Annotated in this window: 13 protein-coding genes and 1 pseudogene; 9 read left to right on the forward strand and 5 right to left on the reverse strand. The window is 63.8% G+C overall.

The genetic code is table 11. The annotated features are described in order from the left end of the window. Positions 1–32: 32 nt before the first annotated feature. The 9 genes and pseudogenes from FCU66_RS17095 to FCU66_RS17135 all read left to right on the forward strand — a co-directional run bounded on the left by FCU66_RS17095 (position 33) and on the right by FCU66_RS17135 (position 9,175). Positions 33–965: an ABC transporter ATP-binding protein gene (locus FCU66_RS17095; protein ID WP_136618303.1), complete on the forward strand. Its 933-nt coding sequence runs from the start codon at positions 33–35 to the stop codon at positions 963–965. Then, positions 962–1,861, forward strand: a complete 900-nt coding sequence (locus FCU66_RS17100; protein ID WP_136618302.1) for a branched-chain amino acid ABC transporter permease — start codon at positions 962–964, stop codon at positions 1,859–1,861. The genes FCU66_RS17095 and FCU66_RS17100 overlap by 4 nt, the downstream gene beginning before the upstream one ends. A gap of 3 nt (positions 1,862–1,864) precedes the next feature. After that, on the forward strand, positions 1,865–2,905 hold the full coding sequence (locus FCU66_RS17105; protein WP_136618301.1) for a branched-chain amino acid ABC transporter permease: 1,041 nt from the start codon (positions 1,865–1,867) through the stop codon (positions 2,903–2,905). Between the two features lie 83 nt (positions 2,906–2,988). Then, entirely contained in the window at positions 2,989–4,326 is a 1,338-nt protein-coding gene (locus FCU66_RS17110; RefSeq protein ID WP_136618300.1) for an ABC transporter substrate-binding protein, read from the forward strand. An 81-nt stretch (positions 4,327–4,407) separates the two neighbouring features. Then, entirely contained in the window at positions 4,408–5,214 is an 807-nt protein-coding gene (locus FCU66_RS17115; RefSeq protein WP_136618299.1) for an ABC transporter ATP-binding protein, read from the forward strand. Between the two features lie 24 nt (positions 5,215–5,238). Next, positions 5,239–6,496, forward strand: a pseudogene (locus FCU66_RS17120) (SfnB family sulfur acquisition oxidoreductase). A 73-nt stretch (positions 6,497–6,569) separates the two neighbouring features. Next, positions 6,570–7,130 (forward strand): FMN reductase, encoded by a 561-nt coding sequence (gene msuE / locus FCU66_RS17125; RefSeq protein WP_127256266.1) that lies wholly within the window; start codon positions 6,570–6,572, stop codon positions 7,128–7,130. Between the two features lie 119 nt (positions 7,131–7,249). Further along, the gene (locus FCU66_RS17130) at positions 7,250–7,735 is read left to right on the forward strand and encodes a hypothetical protein (protein ID WP_136618298.1); all 486 of its coding nucleotides are present in this window, start codon (positions 7,250–7,252) and stop codon (positions 7,733–7,735) included. Between the two features lie 228 nt (positions 7,736–7,963). Beyond that, a complete protein-coding gene (locus tag FCU66_RS17135) occupies positions 7,964–9,175 on the forward strand; it encodes an epoxide hydrolase family protein (RefSeq protein ID WP_136618297.1) in 1,212 nt (403 codons plus the stop codon). Between the two features lie 43 nt (positions 9,176–9,218). On the opposite strand, the gene FCU66_RS17140 is transcribed toward FCU66_RS17135, so the two are convergent. From FCU66_RS17140 to FCU66_RS17160, 5 genes are all read right to left on the reverse strand, one after another. After that, positions 9,219–9,806, reverse strand: a complete 588-nt coding sequence (locus tag FCU66_RS17140) for a helix-turn-helix domain-containing protein (RefSeq protein ID WP_246093930.1) — start codon at positions 9,804–9,806, stop codon at positions 9,219–9,221. Between the two features lie 269 nt (positions 9,807–10,075). Beyond that, complete coding sequence (locus tag FCU66_RS17145) at positions 10,076–10,615, reverse strand: aminomethyltransferase family protein (RefSeq protein WP_136618295.1); 540 nt, start codon at positions 10,613–10,615, stop codon at positions 10,076–10,078. Beyond that, positions 10,608–13,493: a sarcosine oxidase subunit alpha family protein gene (locus FCU66_RS17150; protein WP_136618294.1), complete on the reverse strand. Its 2,886-nt coding sequence runs from the start codon at positions 13,491–13,493 to the stop codon at positions 10,608–10,610. Before FCU66_RS17150 ends, FCU66_RS17145 begins: the two co-directional genes overlap by 8 nt. Then, positions 13,490–13,756 carry a sarcosine oxidase subunit delta gene (locus FCU66_RS17155; RefSeq protein WP_136618293.1) on the reverse strand — a complete coding sequence of 89 codons (267 nt, stop codon included), beginning with the start codon at positions 13,754–13,756 and terminating at the stop codon, positions 13,490–13,492. Before FCU66_RS17155 ends, FCU66_RS17150 begins: the two co-directional genes overlap by 4 nt. Before the next feature lie 8 nt (positions 13,757–13,764). Further along, a complete protein-coding gene (locus FCU66_RS17160) occupies positions 13,765–15,018 on the reverse strand; it encodes a sarcosine oxidase subunit beta (protein ID WP_136618292.1) in 1,254 nt (417 codons plus the stop codon). Positions 15,019–15,096: the final 78 nt, after the last annotated feature.

Here is a 15,096-nt window from a genome sequence, read left to right on the forward strand (position 1 = left end):
CGCGCCTGCTGACGCAATCGAGGACGATTGGAATGCCTCTGCCCAGTTATACGCTCGGAGTGATGGAGGCTTCCGCCTACGCACCGGAGGTCTTTGCGCACGGCCTGCCGTCAAGCCCGCCGGAGCAGCAGCCCGCAGCCAACGGCGAGCCGATCGGCTCCGTTGCCGGCGTCGCCTCTGCGTTGCTTTCGCTTCAAGGCATCAGCCTGTCGTTTGGCGGCGTCGTGGCACTGGCCGATATCGATCTGTCGGTCCGCTCCGGCGAGATCCGGGCCATCATCGGCCCGAACGGCGCCGGCAAGAGTTCGCTGATCAACGTCATCAGCGGCGTCTACCGGCCGGATCGCGGCCATGTAAAGCTCGACGGCGCCGTCTATGCCCAGGTCCCGACGCAGCGGCTGGCGCATCTCGGCGTCGCCAGGACCTTCCAGAACCTTGCTCTGTTCAAGGGTCTCAGCGTCCTCGACAATGTCGCTTCCGGCCTCGCTTACAAGGTCCGCTCCAACTTTGCCGGCCAGGTGCTCGGCATCGGCCGCTCGCGCGGCGAGCAGCGTGACTCTCTGAGCCGTGCCGAACAGATCCTGGAATTCCTTGATCTCACGTCTGTCCGCGACCGTCTTGTCGGCACGCTGCCTTACGGGCTGCAGAAGCGGGTCGAACTGGCCCGTGCATTGGTGGCGCAGCCGCGCCTGCTTTTGCTCGACGAGCCGATGGCCGGCATGACTGCAAGCGAAAAGAGCGAGATGGCGGCCTTCGTCCGCGCCGCGCGCGACCGCTTTGCCACCACTGTGGTGTTGATCGAGCACGATGTCGGTGTCGTCATGGGTCTGTCGGATCGCATTGCCGTTCTCGACTACGGCCGCAAGATTGCCGACGCCACGCCCGACGAAGTCAGGAACGACCAGCGCGTCATCGATGCCTATCTCGGCGTCGCCTCGGATAATGAGGACGGGGCAGGCATATGATCGCTGATTTCGACTACCAGTTCTTCCTCGAAGTGCTCGTTGGCGGCCTGCTCTCCGGCGTCATGTATTCGCTGGTCGCGATCGGCTTCGTGCTGATCTACAAGACCTCGGGCGTGCTCAATTTCGCGCAAGGCGCGATGCTGTTGTTTGCGGCACTCACCTTCGTCAGCCTTGTCGAGCGTGGTGTGCCGTTCGCACTTGCGCTGGTGATCACCTTCGCCATCATGGTGGCGATCGGCATCGCCATCGAGCGCACAGTGCTGCGGCCGCTCACCAACAAGCCGCCGATCACGCTGTTCATGGCGACGCTCGGCCTGTCCTACATCATCGAGGGCGCCGCCCAGCTGATCTGGGGCACGCAGGTCCATGGCCTCGATCTCGGCATCGAAGACGTACCGCTGGAAATCGGCGGCGTGCTGATCAGCCAGTTCGATATCTTCGCCGCCGTGGTCGCCGCCGGCATGGTTCTCCTGCTGTCGCTGTTCTTCCGATACACCCGCATCGGCCTCTCCTTTCGCGCCGTCGCCGACGACCAGTTCGCGGCCCTCGCGGTCGGCCTCAGGCTGCCCTTGATCTGGGCGACCGTCTGGGCTGCTGCCGGCCTCGTCGCACTGGTGGCGGGACTGCTGTGGGGCGCACGCCTCGGCGTGCAGTTCTCGCTGTCGCTGGTGGTGCTGAAGGCGCTGCCGGTGCTGGTGCTCGGCGGCTTCGATTCCATCCTCGGCGCCATCGTCGGCGGCCTCTTGATCGGCGCCAGCGAGAAGCTCGCCGAGGTCTATATCGGCGACTATTTCGGCGGCGGCATCGAGAGCTGGTTCGCCTATGTCGTCGCGCTGGTCTTTCTCTTGATACGTCCCTCCGGCCTGTTCGGCCAGAAGCTCGTGGAAAGGGTCTGAGCGATGACCGCGATAACAAGCGATTTCTCGTCCGCGCCGGTGCTGCCCAAATGGGTCGTCCCCGTGCTGCTGCTCGCCTTCGCCTATGGCGTCGTGCCGCTGATCGGCTCGAGCTATCTATTCGAGGCCATCCTGCTGCCGTTCCTGGCGCTCAGCCTCGCCGGCGTGGGCTTGAACATCCTGACCGGCTATGCCGGCCAGGTGTCGCTTGGGAGTGCTGCCTTCATGGCAGCGGGCGCCTTCGCCGCCTACAATTTCAACCTGAGGATCGAAGGCCTGCCGCTGATCGGCAGCATCTTCCTGGCCGGCATCGTCGCGGCCGCGATCGGCATCGCCTTCGGCCTGCCCAGCCTGCGGCTGAAGGGTTTTTATCTCGCGGTTTCGACCCTTGCCGCGCAGTTCTTCGTGCAATGGGCGCTGACCAAATTCAGCTGGTTTTCCAACAACTCGGCATCCGGCGTCATGGATGCGCCGAGACTGTCGATTTCAGGCTTCGCGCTCGACGGCGCCATCGGCCGCTATCTCTTTGCGCTGACAATCGTCAGCGTCCTCACCTTCCTCGCTCATCGGCTGGTCTCGTCGCAGACCGGGCGCAACTTCATCGCCATCCGTGACAATGAAACCGCCGCCCGCATCATCGGCATCCCGGTGCTGAAGACCAAGCTGCTGGCCTTTGCCATCTCGTCCTTCATCATCGGCGTTGCCGGCGTCATCTGGGCCTTCGCTTATCTCAGAACCGTCGAGCCGGACGGCTTCGATCTCGACCGGTCGTTCCAAATCCTGTTCATCATCATCATCGGCGGCCTGGCCTCGATCCGTGGCGCCTTCTTCGGCGCCGCCCTCATCGTGGTTTTTCCGCTCGTCCTGTCTCGCCTCGGCGGCTTTCTGCTCGGCGATCTCTTCGACTCGGGCGTGCTCGACATGAGCCAGCGCATCGTGCTGGGCGCGCTCATCATCCTGTTTCTGATCCTCGAACCCGACGGGCTGGTGGCGCTGTGGGACAGGATCCGAAGACGGCTCCTGTTCGCCTGGCAGTCGACCTGAGCTGACGCATCCGAAAATGAACCACATCCGAAAATGAACAAGGGGCCGAACCCAAGACGGCCCATACCGGGAGTACCCTAACCATGACTTTCCTGAGCACAATCAAGGCGGCGGCACTGTCCGCGGCGATGATCGTGTCGGTGGCCTTGCCCGCCGCGCACGCCGACGAACAATATTTCCCGCTGCAAAGCTATCGCGTCGGACCTTATGCGGCCGGCGGTACCGGCTTCTTCGGCGGCTTCATCGACTATCTCAACCTCATCAACATCCGCGACGGCGGCGTCAACGGCGTCAAGCTGACCTGGGACGAATGCGAGACCCAGTATGAGGTCGAGCGCGGCGTCGAATGCTACGAGCGGCAGAAGAGCCATGCCGGCGCAGCCGCGTGGAACCCGCTTTCGGTCGGCATCGCCTATGCCATGATCGACCGCATCACCGCCGACAAGGTGCCGCTGATCACCGTCAACCACGGCCGCACCGACTCGACCGACGGGCGTGTCTTCCCCTACGTCTTCCCGCTGCTGCTCAATCCCTACAGCGAGACATCGGGCATCGTGAACTACATCGCCTCCAAGGAGGGCGGCATCGACAAGCTGAAGGGCAAGAAGATCGTCGTGCTCTATCACGGCTCGCCCTACGGCAAGGAGACCATCCCGATCTATGAATTGCTGGCGCAGAAATACGGCTTCACCGTGCAGCAGATCGAGGTGCCGCATCCCGGCAACGAGCAGCAGTCGCAGTGGCTGACCATCCGCCGCGCCAAGCCGGACTTCGTCGTCCTGCGCGGCTGGGGCGTAATGAACCCGGTGGCGCTGAAGACAGCGGTCAAGGTCGGCTATCCCGTCGACCACATCGTCGGCAATGTCTGGTCGAATTCGGAAGAGGACGTGATCCCGGCCGGCGACGCCGCCAAGGGCTACACCGCCATCACCACCCAGGCTTCCGGAAACTCCTACCCGGTGGTGCAGGAGATCGTGAAAACGGTCTACGACGCCGGCAAGGGCAATCTGGAAGACAAGTCGCGCATCGGCTCGGTGTACCACAACCTCGGCATCGTCAACGGCATCCTCAATGTCGAGGCGATCCGCGTCGCGCAGGAGAAGTTCGGCCACCGCACGCTGACCGGCGACGAGGTCCGCTGGGGCTTCGAGCATCTCAAGCTCGATCCGGCCAAGGTCGAGGCGCTCGGCGCCAAGGACCTGTTCCATTCGATCAATGTCAGCTGGGACAACCACGAAGGCGAAGGCTACGTGACCTTCCAGCAGTGGGACGGCAAGAAGTGGAACGTCGTCTCCGACTGGATCGCGCCGGACTGGGCGCTGCTGCGGCCGATCATCGAGAAGTCCGCCGAGGCCTACGCCGCCGAGAAGGGCATCAAGCTGCGCACGGCGGACGACGCCGACGCGGTGACCACCAACTGATCAGCCAAAGCCTGGCGCTGCGGATCGGTTTCCGTGGCGCCCGGCCTGTTTCGGTTCATCGAACCACGGAAATGAGAGCCCATGCCGGACGATGACGTCATTCTTGCCGTGGACACGGTCCATGCCACCTACAACCACGCCATCACGGCGCTGCATGGCGTCAGCTTCGAGTTGAAGCGGGGCCAGATCCTGGCATTGCTCGGCGCCAACGGAGCCGGCAAGACCACGACGCTGAAAGCCGTCTCCAACCTGCTGCCGGCCGAGCGCGGCCAGGTCAATGCCGGCACCATCCGCTATGAAGGCTCGGATGTCTCGCGCCGCAAGCCGGGCGATCTCGTGCGTGCCGGGCTGGTGCAGGTGCTGGAGGGGCGCCACTGCTTCAAGAGCCTTACCGTCGAGGAAAACCTGATTGCGGGCGGCATCGGCCGCAGCGGCAGCCGTGCCGAGATCAACGGGGATCTCGAGCGGATCTACGGCTATTTCCCTCGCCTCAGGGAAAAGCGCCGGACACTGTCCGGGCTGACGTCGGGCGGCGAACAGCAGATGACCGCCATCGGCCGGGCGCTGATGTCGCGGCCGCGCCTGCTGGTCCTCGACGAGCCGTCAATGGGGCTCGCCCCGCTCATCGTCCAGGACATCTTCCAGAGCTTGAGAAAACTCAACCGCGAGACCGACCTGTCGATCCTGGTCGCCGAGCAGAACTCGGCGGTCGCCCTCAGATACGCCGACCACGCCACGGTCCTCGAAAATGGCGTCTCCGTTCTCTCTGGCGCGGCTGCCGAGCTTCGCCAGCGCGAGGACGTCAGGGCCTTCTATCTCGGTCAATCGACCCCCGGGCAGCAGGCAGCGCCTGCCGCCAAGCCAGCCCATCTCCATGCCGTGGCCTGAAACGAAATCCGAAGGAGCATTGAAATGACCGTTTCGACCGTCAAGACCGACCACGCTTCCGCCGCCGTGCCGCCAGTCGCGCGACCAACCGTGCCTGCGCACATCATCAAGGACGACGCCGAGGCGATTGCCATCGCCCACGCGCTCGCCGCCGAATTCGTCAAGGGTGCCTCCCGGCGCGACCGCGAGCGGATCTGGCCGGTTGCCGAACTCGATGCGTTTTCGCAAAGCGGCCTGTGGTCGATCAATGTGCCCAGAGCATTCGGCGGGCCGGAGGTGTCCTATGCGACGCTGGCCAAGGTGATCGAGATCATCTCGGCCGCCGATTCCTCGATCGGCCAGATTGCGCAGAATCATCTTGGCGTTGTCGCCGCCATCCGCACCGTGTCCGATGCGGACCAGCAGAAGCTGCTGTTCGCCGAAGCGCTGAAAGGCACGCGGTTCGGCAACGCCTTTTCCGAGTTCGGCTCCAAGCGCGCCGCCGATTTCGAGACCCGCTTCACCGATGCCGGCGATCATGTCGTCGTCAACGGCCGGAAATTCTATTCGTCCGGCGCGCTGCTCGCCCATCTGGTGCCGATCGTGGCGCTCGATGACGAGGGCCGCGCCTGGTACGCCATCGCCGACCGCAGCGCGCCCGGCCTGACGGTCATCGACGACTGGTCGAGTTTTGGCGAGTTTTGGCCAGCGCACGACGCTTTCCGGCACCGTCATCATCGACAACGTCAAGGTGCCGAAGACGCATCTGGTGCCCGGCTACAAAGGCTACGACAAGCCGACAGCCGACGGCGCCATCTTCCAGATCATCCAGGTGGCGGTCGACACCGGCATCGCCCAGGCGGCGATCGACGAGACGGTTCACTTCGTCAGGACCAGGAGCCGCGCCTGGATCGACAGCGGCGTCGACAATGCCTGGGACGATCCCTACACCATCCAGGCGATAGGCGACCTGACGCTGCGCCTGCACGCGGCGCAGGCGCTGCTCGAAAAGGCCGGCCTGGCAATCGACCGCGCCGTGGTCGAGCCGACCGCCGAGACGGTGGCGCACGCCCAGATCGTCACCGCCGAGGCAAAAATCCTGTCGACCGAGATCGCCATTGCCGCCACCAACAAGCTGTTCGAACTGGCGGGGACGCGCTCGACGCTGGCCGAACACAATCTCGACCGGCATTGGCGCAACGCCCGCACGCACACGCTGCACGATCCGGTGCGTTGGAAGTACTCGATCCTCGGCAAATATTTCCTCAACGGCGAAAACCCGCCGCTGCACGCCTGGAGCTGATTTCCCACCGGCGGGCGAGAGGCTCGCCACATCAAAATTTTTCGGCCACTATCACCCAAAGAGGTCCACTGCCATGTCAAATCCAACAGTCGTCGGCTTTTCCGGCAACATCACCCGGCCGTCAAAGACGCGCGCCTTCGTCGATCTGGTCACCAGGGACATCGCAGCCAGCCACGGCCTGTCGGCGAGCACCTATGATATCGAGGATCTCGGTCCGTCGCTTGGCACGGCGAAATGGGCCCGCGATCTCGACGGCCAGGCGCGCGCGATCCTGGAACAGATCCTCGCCGCCGACGTGCTCGTCGTCGGGTCGCCGACCTACAAGGGCAGCTATACCGGTCTGTTCAAGCATTTCTTCGACCTGATCGATCCGGCGGCATTGCGGGGAAAGCCCATCGTGTTGACGGCGACCGGCGGTGGCGAGCGCCATGCCCTGATCGTCGAACATCAGCTGCGGCCGCTGTTCGGCTTCTTCGAGGCCTTTGCCCTGCCCACCGCCGTCTACGCCACTGACAAGGATTTCACCGACGGCGTGCTGCGCTCCGAGGCCATCCTTAAGCGTGCGGCGCAGGCTGTGGACGAGGTCGGCTTCGTGCTGGCCAACCGCTCGGCTGGCAGGATCGCCGCCGAATAACTTGCCGGCAGCGGATTGCGCCGCGATCGAAATAGGCGAGGGCAGCGCCCTCGCTTACGCGCAATTTACGACCGCCCGCTAAAAACGTTCCTGTCTGATTCGTCTGGGACAGGAACGTCATGAGCAAAGCCCTCACATCCTTCGCACTGGTCGCCGTGCTGACCGCCTTGCTCATGGCGTTGAGCCTGGCCGTGGCCAGGCACGGCTATCCCTACGGCGCGATCGGCGTCAGGCGCCTTGACGGCATTGCCGATGCCGGCGTGTTCATCCCGATTGCCGCGGTTTATTTCTTCGGCGCGATGCTGATGATGATCCTGCCGATCAGGGCGGCCGGCATTGTCCTGACCCATGCCGCCGACGCCCTCTTCTGGACCGTGATCGCGTTGTTTGCGACCATCGTCGGTTGTCTGGTCGCCAGATGGGCGTTCGGCCAGGGCAGCGCCGTGTGGGCGCTGCTGAACTGGCGGTTCCTGTTTGCGGCGGCGATCGTCGGTTGTCACTTCGTCATGAACGAGCTGCGCCGCAACGTGCTGCTGCGCAGCCTGTTCTTCGTGGTCTTTGCCGCCGCGACGCTGGCCTGCCTGTTCTGGTCTTTCACGCTCTAGCCAAAACCTGCTGCTCGCCTTGCCGCCTGCACCCTCTGTTGCCGACGCGGATGAACGTGGCGCCGGCAGCTCAGGCTTGTCGTTTTGCATCCCCTCATGCCCCAACACGTTGGCAGGAGAATGAACTATCCAGCATTCGTTTCCAGCTGGATGATTTGCGCAAATTTACAATCCGTGCTGCCGCCGCACCGATAGTTTGGCAATTGAACAAAACAAGGCGCTGCGAAAATGAACCGCCGCGAATTTGCGAAAGGCCTCATCGCAACAGCGCTTCTCGGCGGCCTCACCAATCGCCGCGCCCTCTCACAGGAGAACACCGCAATGGCAAAGCCAGCCCCGTTCAGAATCGCCATTTCCGATGACCAACTCGCCGATCTCAAGGCGCGCCTGCAACACACCCGTTGGCCGGATGAGCCCGCCGGAACAGGATGGATGGCCGGAACAAATCTCGATTACATGAAGAGACTGACCGACTATTGGCTCCATGACTATGACTGGCGAAAGGCCGAAGCGAGCCTGAACGCGTTGCCGAACTACAAGGTCAATATTGAGGGGATTGACCTGCATTTCGTCCATCAACCGTCGCGAAAGAAGGGCGCGACGGCAATCCTCTTGCTTCATGGTTGGCCGGATAGCTTCTACCGGTATCACAAAGTCGTGGATGCGCTGGCGGAGGAATTTCACGTTGTCGTGCCGTCCATTCCGGGCTTTGGCTTCTCCGGTAAAACGGCTCTTCCCGCCGACAAGGTGGCCGACATTTTTGCCCACCTCATGGATGATGTCTTGGGTTACCACCGCTTCATCGCGGCGGGCGGCGATTTGGGGTCGGTAATTGCGATGTCGCTGTCGCAGCGTCATTCGGACAAGCTTATTGGTTCCCATCTGACCGATGTGGGCTACCCGGATCATACCACGGACTTTGGCGCCCTGAGCGGGCCGGAACAAGGTTACGCAGGGGCGATTCAACAATGGTTCTTCATGCATGGCGCCTTTAATCTTGTGCAGGCCACAAAGCCGCAAAGCCTCGCCTTCGCCATGAACGACTCGCCGGTCGGACTCGCGGCATGGATCATGAGCTTCATGGCCGGAATGGGGGTCGGCGATGATGCGGATGCCAGATTTGGTCGTGATGAGCTTTTGACCAACATCATGATCTACTGGCTGACGGAAACGGCTGCCTCATCCTTCCGCGTCTACAATCAAAACGCTATGCAGCCGCCTAACATCAAGGGAAAAAACACCAGGGTCCCGGTGGCGGTGGCGACTGAAGTGCCGATTCCAGGCGGAGTTCGCCTGCCCCGTGAATGGGCGGACCGCCAGACCTCGGGAAATGTCGTGCAATTTCACGATATGGAAAAGGCAGGCCATTTCGCCGCGTGGGAGGATCCCGCATTCTATGTCGAAGACATCAGGCAATTCGCGGCACTTATCGCGAAATAAGCTCAGCCGTGAACGCCCGCCGGGCGAAAACGCTCGCCCGGCTTCAGATCTTGTGAACCGCATCAAGGTTTGATGGCAACGAACCCATTATCTTCTTTAGAGACTTAATCATGTGCGGTTGATCCGTGTAGCCAAGATCGAAAGCCACCGTTGCGGCGCTATGGCCGGCTTTCAAGCGCCGCACCGCTTCCTGCGCGCGCCGGATCAACTGAAAATCTTTCTGCGTAATACCGGTGGTGTTTTTGAAATGCTGTTGTACCGAGCGTTTGGAGGCGGCTTTGGGCTTCTCGGTAAAGGCCCTGGCCACAACGTCGTTGGACATAAGCAGCCCTGCCGCGATCATCCCATCGACAAGAGCTTCGGCGTTCAGAAATGTTGGTAGCGGCAGTTCCACTCCGTCGAGCAAAAATTCGTCTTCTCTTACATCCAGAAAACGGACCGTCGCGCCGGTTCGCACCTCTTTGTCACGCGCAAGATAGACATGGGCGGCAAAGGAGATGACAACGGAGTGCTCACCTTCAAGATATGGCACCTCGACGGGTTCAGTTGCCTGACCGCTTAAAAACACAACGGATTGACCATCCGGGGCGACGCTGCGGATCAGATCCCACGAACCGTCTGGTGTGGCCACATAAATCCCGTCACTTAAACACACAGTTTGCCAGACTGTGTCGATCCAGGGATGGGAGGATGACCGGCTCGTGTGCTTTTGGACCATGATCGGCAAATTGCTCCGGCAAAACTGCGACGGCGATTCATAAACGGCGCACGGGTTACACAGTTGAACCCTTGCGCGACGGCGTCCAGCCCTTGCAGCTGATTTGCGGAAGATATCAACGCATCCTCTCCGAACCTGGAGTGGCGATCAGCCCAAAGGATATCCCGCTTTATATTAGCCGGCTAATCGGATGATCCGGCGGCAATGTTGCCGGCGGCCGTTTCCATCCATGTCCAGAGATAGGCCGCAAGACCACGGTCGACATGGATGCGCAGCTTACCGCCATGGCGATAGACGACGGCGCTGATACCGGCGAAGGACAGCGCTGCACTGGCACTCGCTTGCTTTGGATCGAGTGTCGTTCCGCGCGCGATGAAAGCGTCGAGCGCAGCGCCCTCTACCTCGAACACCTGCAGCCCGGCGCTGATCGTCGTCACCGCGAACCCTTCTGCATGCCAGCCCGTGGCAACGGCTAGGGAGCTGTTCGACACGACGAGCAGCCGGTCGCGCGCCAGCCGCGCCGCATAGCGGCCGCCCTGCGCGGTACCAAAGGCTCCGACACCAGTGCGGTCCACGCCAGATACTCGCGCCCACGCGTCGAGGTCGCCGCTGACCAGCAACTGGTTGAGGCCGCAGACCGCGCGCACCACAAGGCCGGGCGCCGTGATCACCGCCGACTGCCAGTCCGGTGCAACGGACCATTTTTCCGCGAGATCACGCATGCAGCCGGTCTCCTGCCGGGTTGAAGGCGCAAGGGGCGGTAATCGTCGCCTTGCTGATCTTGCCGAGATGCTGGATGTCGATCGTCTCGCCATGGCGGGCCGCGCCGCGCTCGATCAGGCCAAGCGCAACCGGGCGGCCGAGCGTCGGGCTTTGGTAGCTCGATGTGACAAAGCCCTGGCTGCGCAATCTGCCGTCGATCCGTTTGATGCCGTGCGCGCCGGTCGGCAGCGGCGCTTCGCCTTGCGGCACCGTAAGCCCGACAAGCTGCATGCGGTTGTCACGCGAGGCCTCTTCGGTGAACAGCGAGCGGCGGCCGACGAACTCGGTCTGGCGCTTGGTCCGCGGGCCGTCGACGCCGAGATCGTGCGGCAGCGTGGTGCCGTCGGTGTCCTTGCCGATGACGATAAAGCCCTTCTCGGCGCGCAGGATCATCAGCGCTTCGAGGCCGATGACGACGGCGTCGAACGTCTGGCCGGCCTGGCGCAGTTGCGCCCATAACGGCTCGGCGCGATCCGCCCGGATCGAGATTTCGTAGCTCCGGTCGCCGGTGAAGCTGACGCGGGCGATGCGGACTTCGTCTCCGGCATAGATGCCATGACCGATCGCCATATGCGGCAGGTCGGCGTCGTCGAGCGAAAGGCCGAGCTCCAGCATTTCGAGCAGTTTTCGGGCGTTCGGTCCGGATACGGTCAGAGTCGCCATGTCTGATGTGGCGTTGTGGATGTAGACGGCGCCGTGGCCAAAACGGTCCTGGCGCCATTCCTCCAGCCGCGCATGCACGGCAGCGACATGCGAGGACGAGCACGACACGACGAAGCGCTGTTCGTCCAGCCGCACCAGAACGCCGTCGTCGAAGACCACGCCGTTTTCCGACAGCATGAAGCCGTAGCGGCAGCGGCCCGGCTTCAGCGTCGACATGGTGTTGTAATAGAGGAAATCGACGAACGCGGCCGCCTGCAGTCCGATCACCTCGATCTTGCCGAGCGTCGAGCCATCGAACAGCGCCACAGATTGACGGGCGCGCCGCGCCTCATCCGCGATCGAACGCTCCGAGTCGGCGTTGCCGCCATAGTGGGCCGGGCGCAGCCAGCCGCCATATTCCTGGAAGACGGCGCCGCTGGAACGGTGGACGTTTTCGAGCGGCAGCCGGCGCACCGGCGCCATCAATTCGCCGACGCGCGCGCCGGCAAAGCTTGCCAGCGGCACCGGCGTGAACGGCGGCCGATAAGTGGTGGTGCCGACCTCCGGCACCGTGCGGCCGGTGATCCCGGCCATCAGCGCCAGGCCGGGCAGATTGGAGGTCTTGCCCTGGTCGGTCGCCATGCCGAGCGTGGTGTAGCGCTTCAGATGTTCGACCGAGACGAAGTTTTCGCGTGCCGCCAGTTCGACGTCCTTCACCGTCACGTCGTTCTGGTAGTCGATCCAGATGCGTCCCTTCGAGCCCGGCAGCGGCCATGCCGCTGTTATGCCGCCTGTCGCCTCCGGTCCGGTGCTGCGCGGCGGTAGGGCAGCCTTCGTCTGGCCGAGCGATGCAACGGCGGTGCCGGCGCCAGCAAACACCTCCGACAGGGAGACCGCGCCGGCTGCGGCACCAACCACGGCGATGCCGTCGACCGGATCGCCGGGCAGGAAGGCCGCGCGCGCCTCGCTCCAGGCGAGCTTGCCCTTGGCCTGGCCGAAGAGATGAATGGTCGGCGTCCAGCCGCCGGAGATCAGCACGCAATCGGCATCCAACTTCGTGCCGTCGTCGAGCGTCACGCCGTCGACGCGCAGCTTGCCGCTGGCGGAAGCCAGGGCGCGTCCTTTGATCAGCCGGACATTGGCGGGCGCGTTAGGCGTGCCGTCGCGCCGCAGGTCGACAAGCCTGACTTCGGCGCCTGCCTCGGCAAGCGCTCCCGCCGTTTCATAGGCGCTGTCATTGTTGGTGGCGACGACGATGCGGCGGCCGACAAGTACGGCATGGCGCCTGAGATAGGCGAGCGCAGCATCCGCCGATAGGATGCCCGGCAGGTCGTTGTTGGCGAAAGGCAGCGGCCGCTCGATGGCGCCGGTTGCCAGCACGATCCGGCGCGGCCTGACCCGCCACAGCGTGTCGGGCCGCCCGTCGAAATGACGCTGGTTCAGCCCGACCAGATTGTGGTCGTAGATGCCGAAGGCGGTGGTCGAAGGCAGGATCAGGTGGCCGGCCGAGGCAAGTGCCGCAACCGTCTCCGCAATCCAGGCGGCGGCCGGCTTGCCATCGATCTCGCCGGCACGATGGCCGAGCGATCCGCCTGGATTCTGCTGGTCGTCCACCAGCGTGACAGACAGGCCCGCGTCGGCCGCCAGTCTTGCCGCCGCCAGCCCAGCCGGCCCCGCGCCCACCACCAGCACGTCGCAATGATGGTTGACCTGGTCCGCTGTGCCAGGCGAGGCCCAGTCCGCATCGACCTTCCCCAGCCCCGCCATGGCGCGGATGCGCGGCTCGAACCTGTGCCATTCCGGCCACATGAAAGTCTTGTAGTAGAACGCCGCCGGAATGAAGCGCGCAAAACGGTCGAGGAAGGCGTTGCGGTCGGCCAGCGCACTGGGTGTTGCGTTGACGCTTCTCGCCACCAGCCCGTCGCGCGCCGGCTCGGTCGTGGCGCGCGTGTTGGGCGTCGCCCGCAGGCCGCCAATATCGACCAGCGCGTTCGGTTCTTCCACGCCGGCGCCCCATATGCCGCGCGGTCGGTGGTATTTGAAGCTGCGGCCGACGACCGCGACGTCACCCGCCAGCAGCGCCGAGGCGATGGTGTCGCCGGCAAAGCCATGCACGGTGGCGCCGTCGAAGCTGAACCGGATCGGGTGCGAGCGGTCGATGGCGCTGCCGCCGGTGGCAAGACGCGAGGCGGTCACGCCGCGTGCTCCCCGCCGAGAGCGGCCGAGGACAGCACCTTGTGGCTGACCGTGTCACGCTCCATGACGAAGAACTCGCCGCAAGTCATGTGAACCCAGATCTCGCGCGCCGTGCCTTTCGGATTGGTGCGCAGATAGAGGTAATCAGCCCAACGATCGATCGGCACGTCGGCGCCGTCCGGCCTGATATTGCCGGCATCGCCGCCATAGTGGAACTCGGTCTCGTCGCGCGGGCCGCAGAATGGGCAAGGGAACAACTGCATGATTGCCTCTAGTGCGCGATGCCGGAGCCGGCCGCTTCGTCGATCAGCCGCCCGGTGGCGAAGCGATCGAGGTCGAAGGGGCGGCTGATGTCATTGTGCTTGCCGGTCGCCAGCAACTGCGCCAGCAGCGTGCCGCCAGCGGGAATGGCCTTGAAGCCGCCGGTGCCCCAGCCACAATTGAGGAACAGGCCAGGCAGCGGCGATTCACCGATGATCGGCGAGGAGTCCGGCACGACATCGACAATGCCAGCCCATTGCCGCATCAGCTTCAACTGGCCGAAGATCGGGAACATCTCCAGCAGGCCGGCAATCACCGTCTCCAGCGTCGGCAGGTTGCCGCGCTGCGCATAGGACGGAATGCGGTCGAGGCCGCCGCCGATGACGATCTCGCCCTTGTCCGATTGGCTGACATAGACGCCGCAGCCGGGCGACAGCACCACCGTGTCGAGGATCGGCTTGACCGGCTCGGAAACGCAGGCTTGCAGCGCATAGGAATTGATTGGCAGCCGGAAGCCGGCCTTGGCCGCCAGCACCGAGGAATGCCCCGCCACCGCCATGCCGATGCGGTCGGCTCGGATCGCGCCCCGCGAAGTCTGGACGCCACGGCAGCGGCCGCCCTCGATGATGAAATCGGTGATCTCGCAGTTCTGGATGATGTCGACGCCGAGCCGGCTCGCCGCCCGCGCATACCCCCAGGCGACCGCGTCATGGCGCGCCGTGCCGGCCCTGCCTTGCCAGATGCCGCCGAACACCGGGAAGCGCGCGTCGGCTGAAAAATTGTAGATCGGCGCCACCCGGCGCACATCGTCAGGTGAAAACAGCTCGGCATCGATGCCGTTGATCTGCATGGCGTTGACGGTGCGGGCGCCGATCTCCATCTCGGCGGTCGAGTGGCACAGATTGACCATGCCGCGCTGCGACAGCATGACGTTGTAGTTCAGGTCCTTGGCCAGCCCCTCATAGAGCCGGTGCGCCAGACCGTAGAGCTCGACGCTTTCCGGATAATAATAGTTTGAGCGGACCACGGTGGTGTTGCGGCCGGTGTTGCCGCCGCCGATCCAGCCTTTTTCCAGCACCGCGACACGGGCGATGTTGTGGTTCTTGGCCAGGTAGTAAGCGGTCGCCAGACCATGGCCGCCGCCACCGATGACGATCGCGTCATAGGACGGCTTCGGCTCGGGCGAGCGCCAGGCCGGCTGCCAGCCGGTCTGGCCGGCCAGACCCTCCTTGAACAGCGACAGAGCGGAATAGCGTCGGGTCATGGCGTGCCGGACAGGCCTGATTTTCGGAAAGGAGCGTGGATCATCGCATGGTCCGTTGCACGGATGGCGCCGGTTCGA

It is taken from the genome of Mesorhizobium norvegicum, assembly GCF_004919685.1.
GTDB classification, from domain to species: Bacteria; Pseudomonadota; Alphaproteobacteria; order Rhizobiales; family Rhizobiaceae; genus Mesorhizobium; species Mesorhizobium norvegicum.

Excerpts from the sequence above, each read along its gene's own strand:
- FCU66_RS17095 (WP_136618303.1), top strand. The coding sequence starts at position 33 with ATGCCTCTGCCCAGTTATACGCTCGGAGTGATGGAGGCTTCCGCCTAC.
- FCU66_RS17160 (WP_136618292.1), bottom strand. The coding sequence starts at position 15,018 with ATGACCCGACGCTATTCCGCTCTGTCGCTGTTCAAGGAGGGTCTGGCC.
- FCU66_RS17155 (WP_136618293.1), bottom strand. The coding sequence starts at position 13,756 with ATGCAGTTGTTCCCTTGCCCATTCTGCGGCCCGCGCGACGAGACCGAG.
- FCU66_RS17105 (WP_136618301.1), top strand. The coding sequence starts at position 1,865 with ATGACCGCGATAACAAGCGATTTCTCGTCCGCGCCGGTGCTGCCCAAA.
- msuE (WP_127256266.1), top strand. The coding sequence starts at position 6,570 with ATGTCAAATCCAACAGTCGTCGGCTTTTCCGGCAACATCACCCGGCCG.
- FCU66_RS17115 (WP_136618299.1), top strand. The coding sequence starts at position 4,408 with ATGCCGGACGATGACGTCATTCTTGCCGTGGACACGGTCCATGCCACC.
- FCU66_RS17135 (WP_136618297.1), top strand. The coding sequence starts at position 7,964 with ATGAACCGCCGCGAATTTGCGAAAGGCCTCATCGCAACAGCGCTTCTC.
- FCU66_RS17100 (WP_136618302.1), top strand. The coding sequence starts at position 962 with ATGATCGCTGATTTCGACTACCAGTTCTTCCTCGAAGTGCTCGTTGGC.
- FCU66_RS17145 (WP_136618295.1), bottom strand. The coding sequence starts at position 10,615 with ATGCGTGATCTCGCGGAAAAATGGTCCGTTGCACCGGACTGGCAGTCG.
- FCU66_RS17130 (WP_136618298.1), top strand. The coding sequence starts at position 7,250 with ATGAGCAAAGCCCTCACATCCTTCGCACTGGTCGCCGTGCTGACCGCC.
- FCU66_RS17110 (WP_136618300.1), top strand. The coding sequence starts at position 2,989 with ATGACTTTCCTGAGCACAATCAAGGCGGCGGCACTGTCCGCGGCGATG.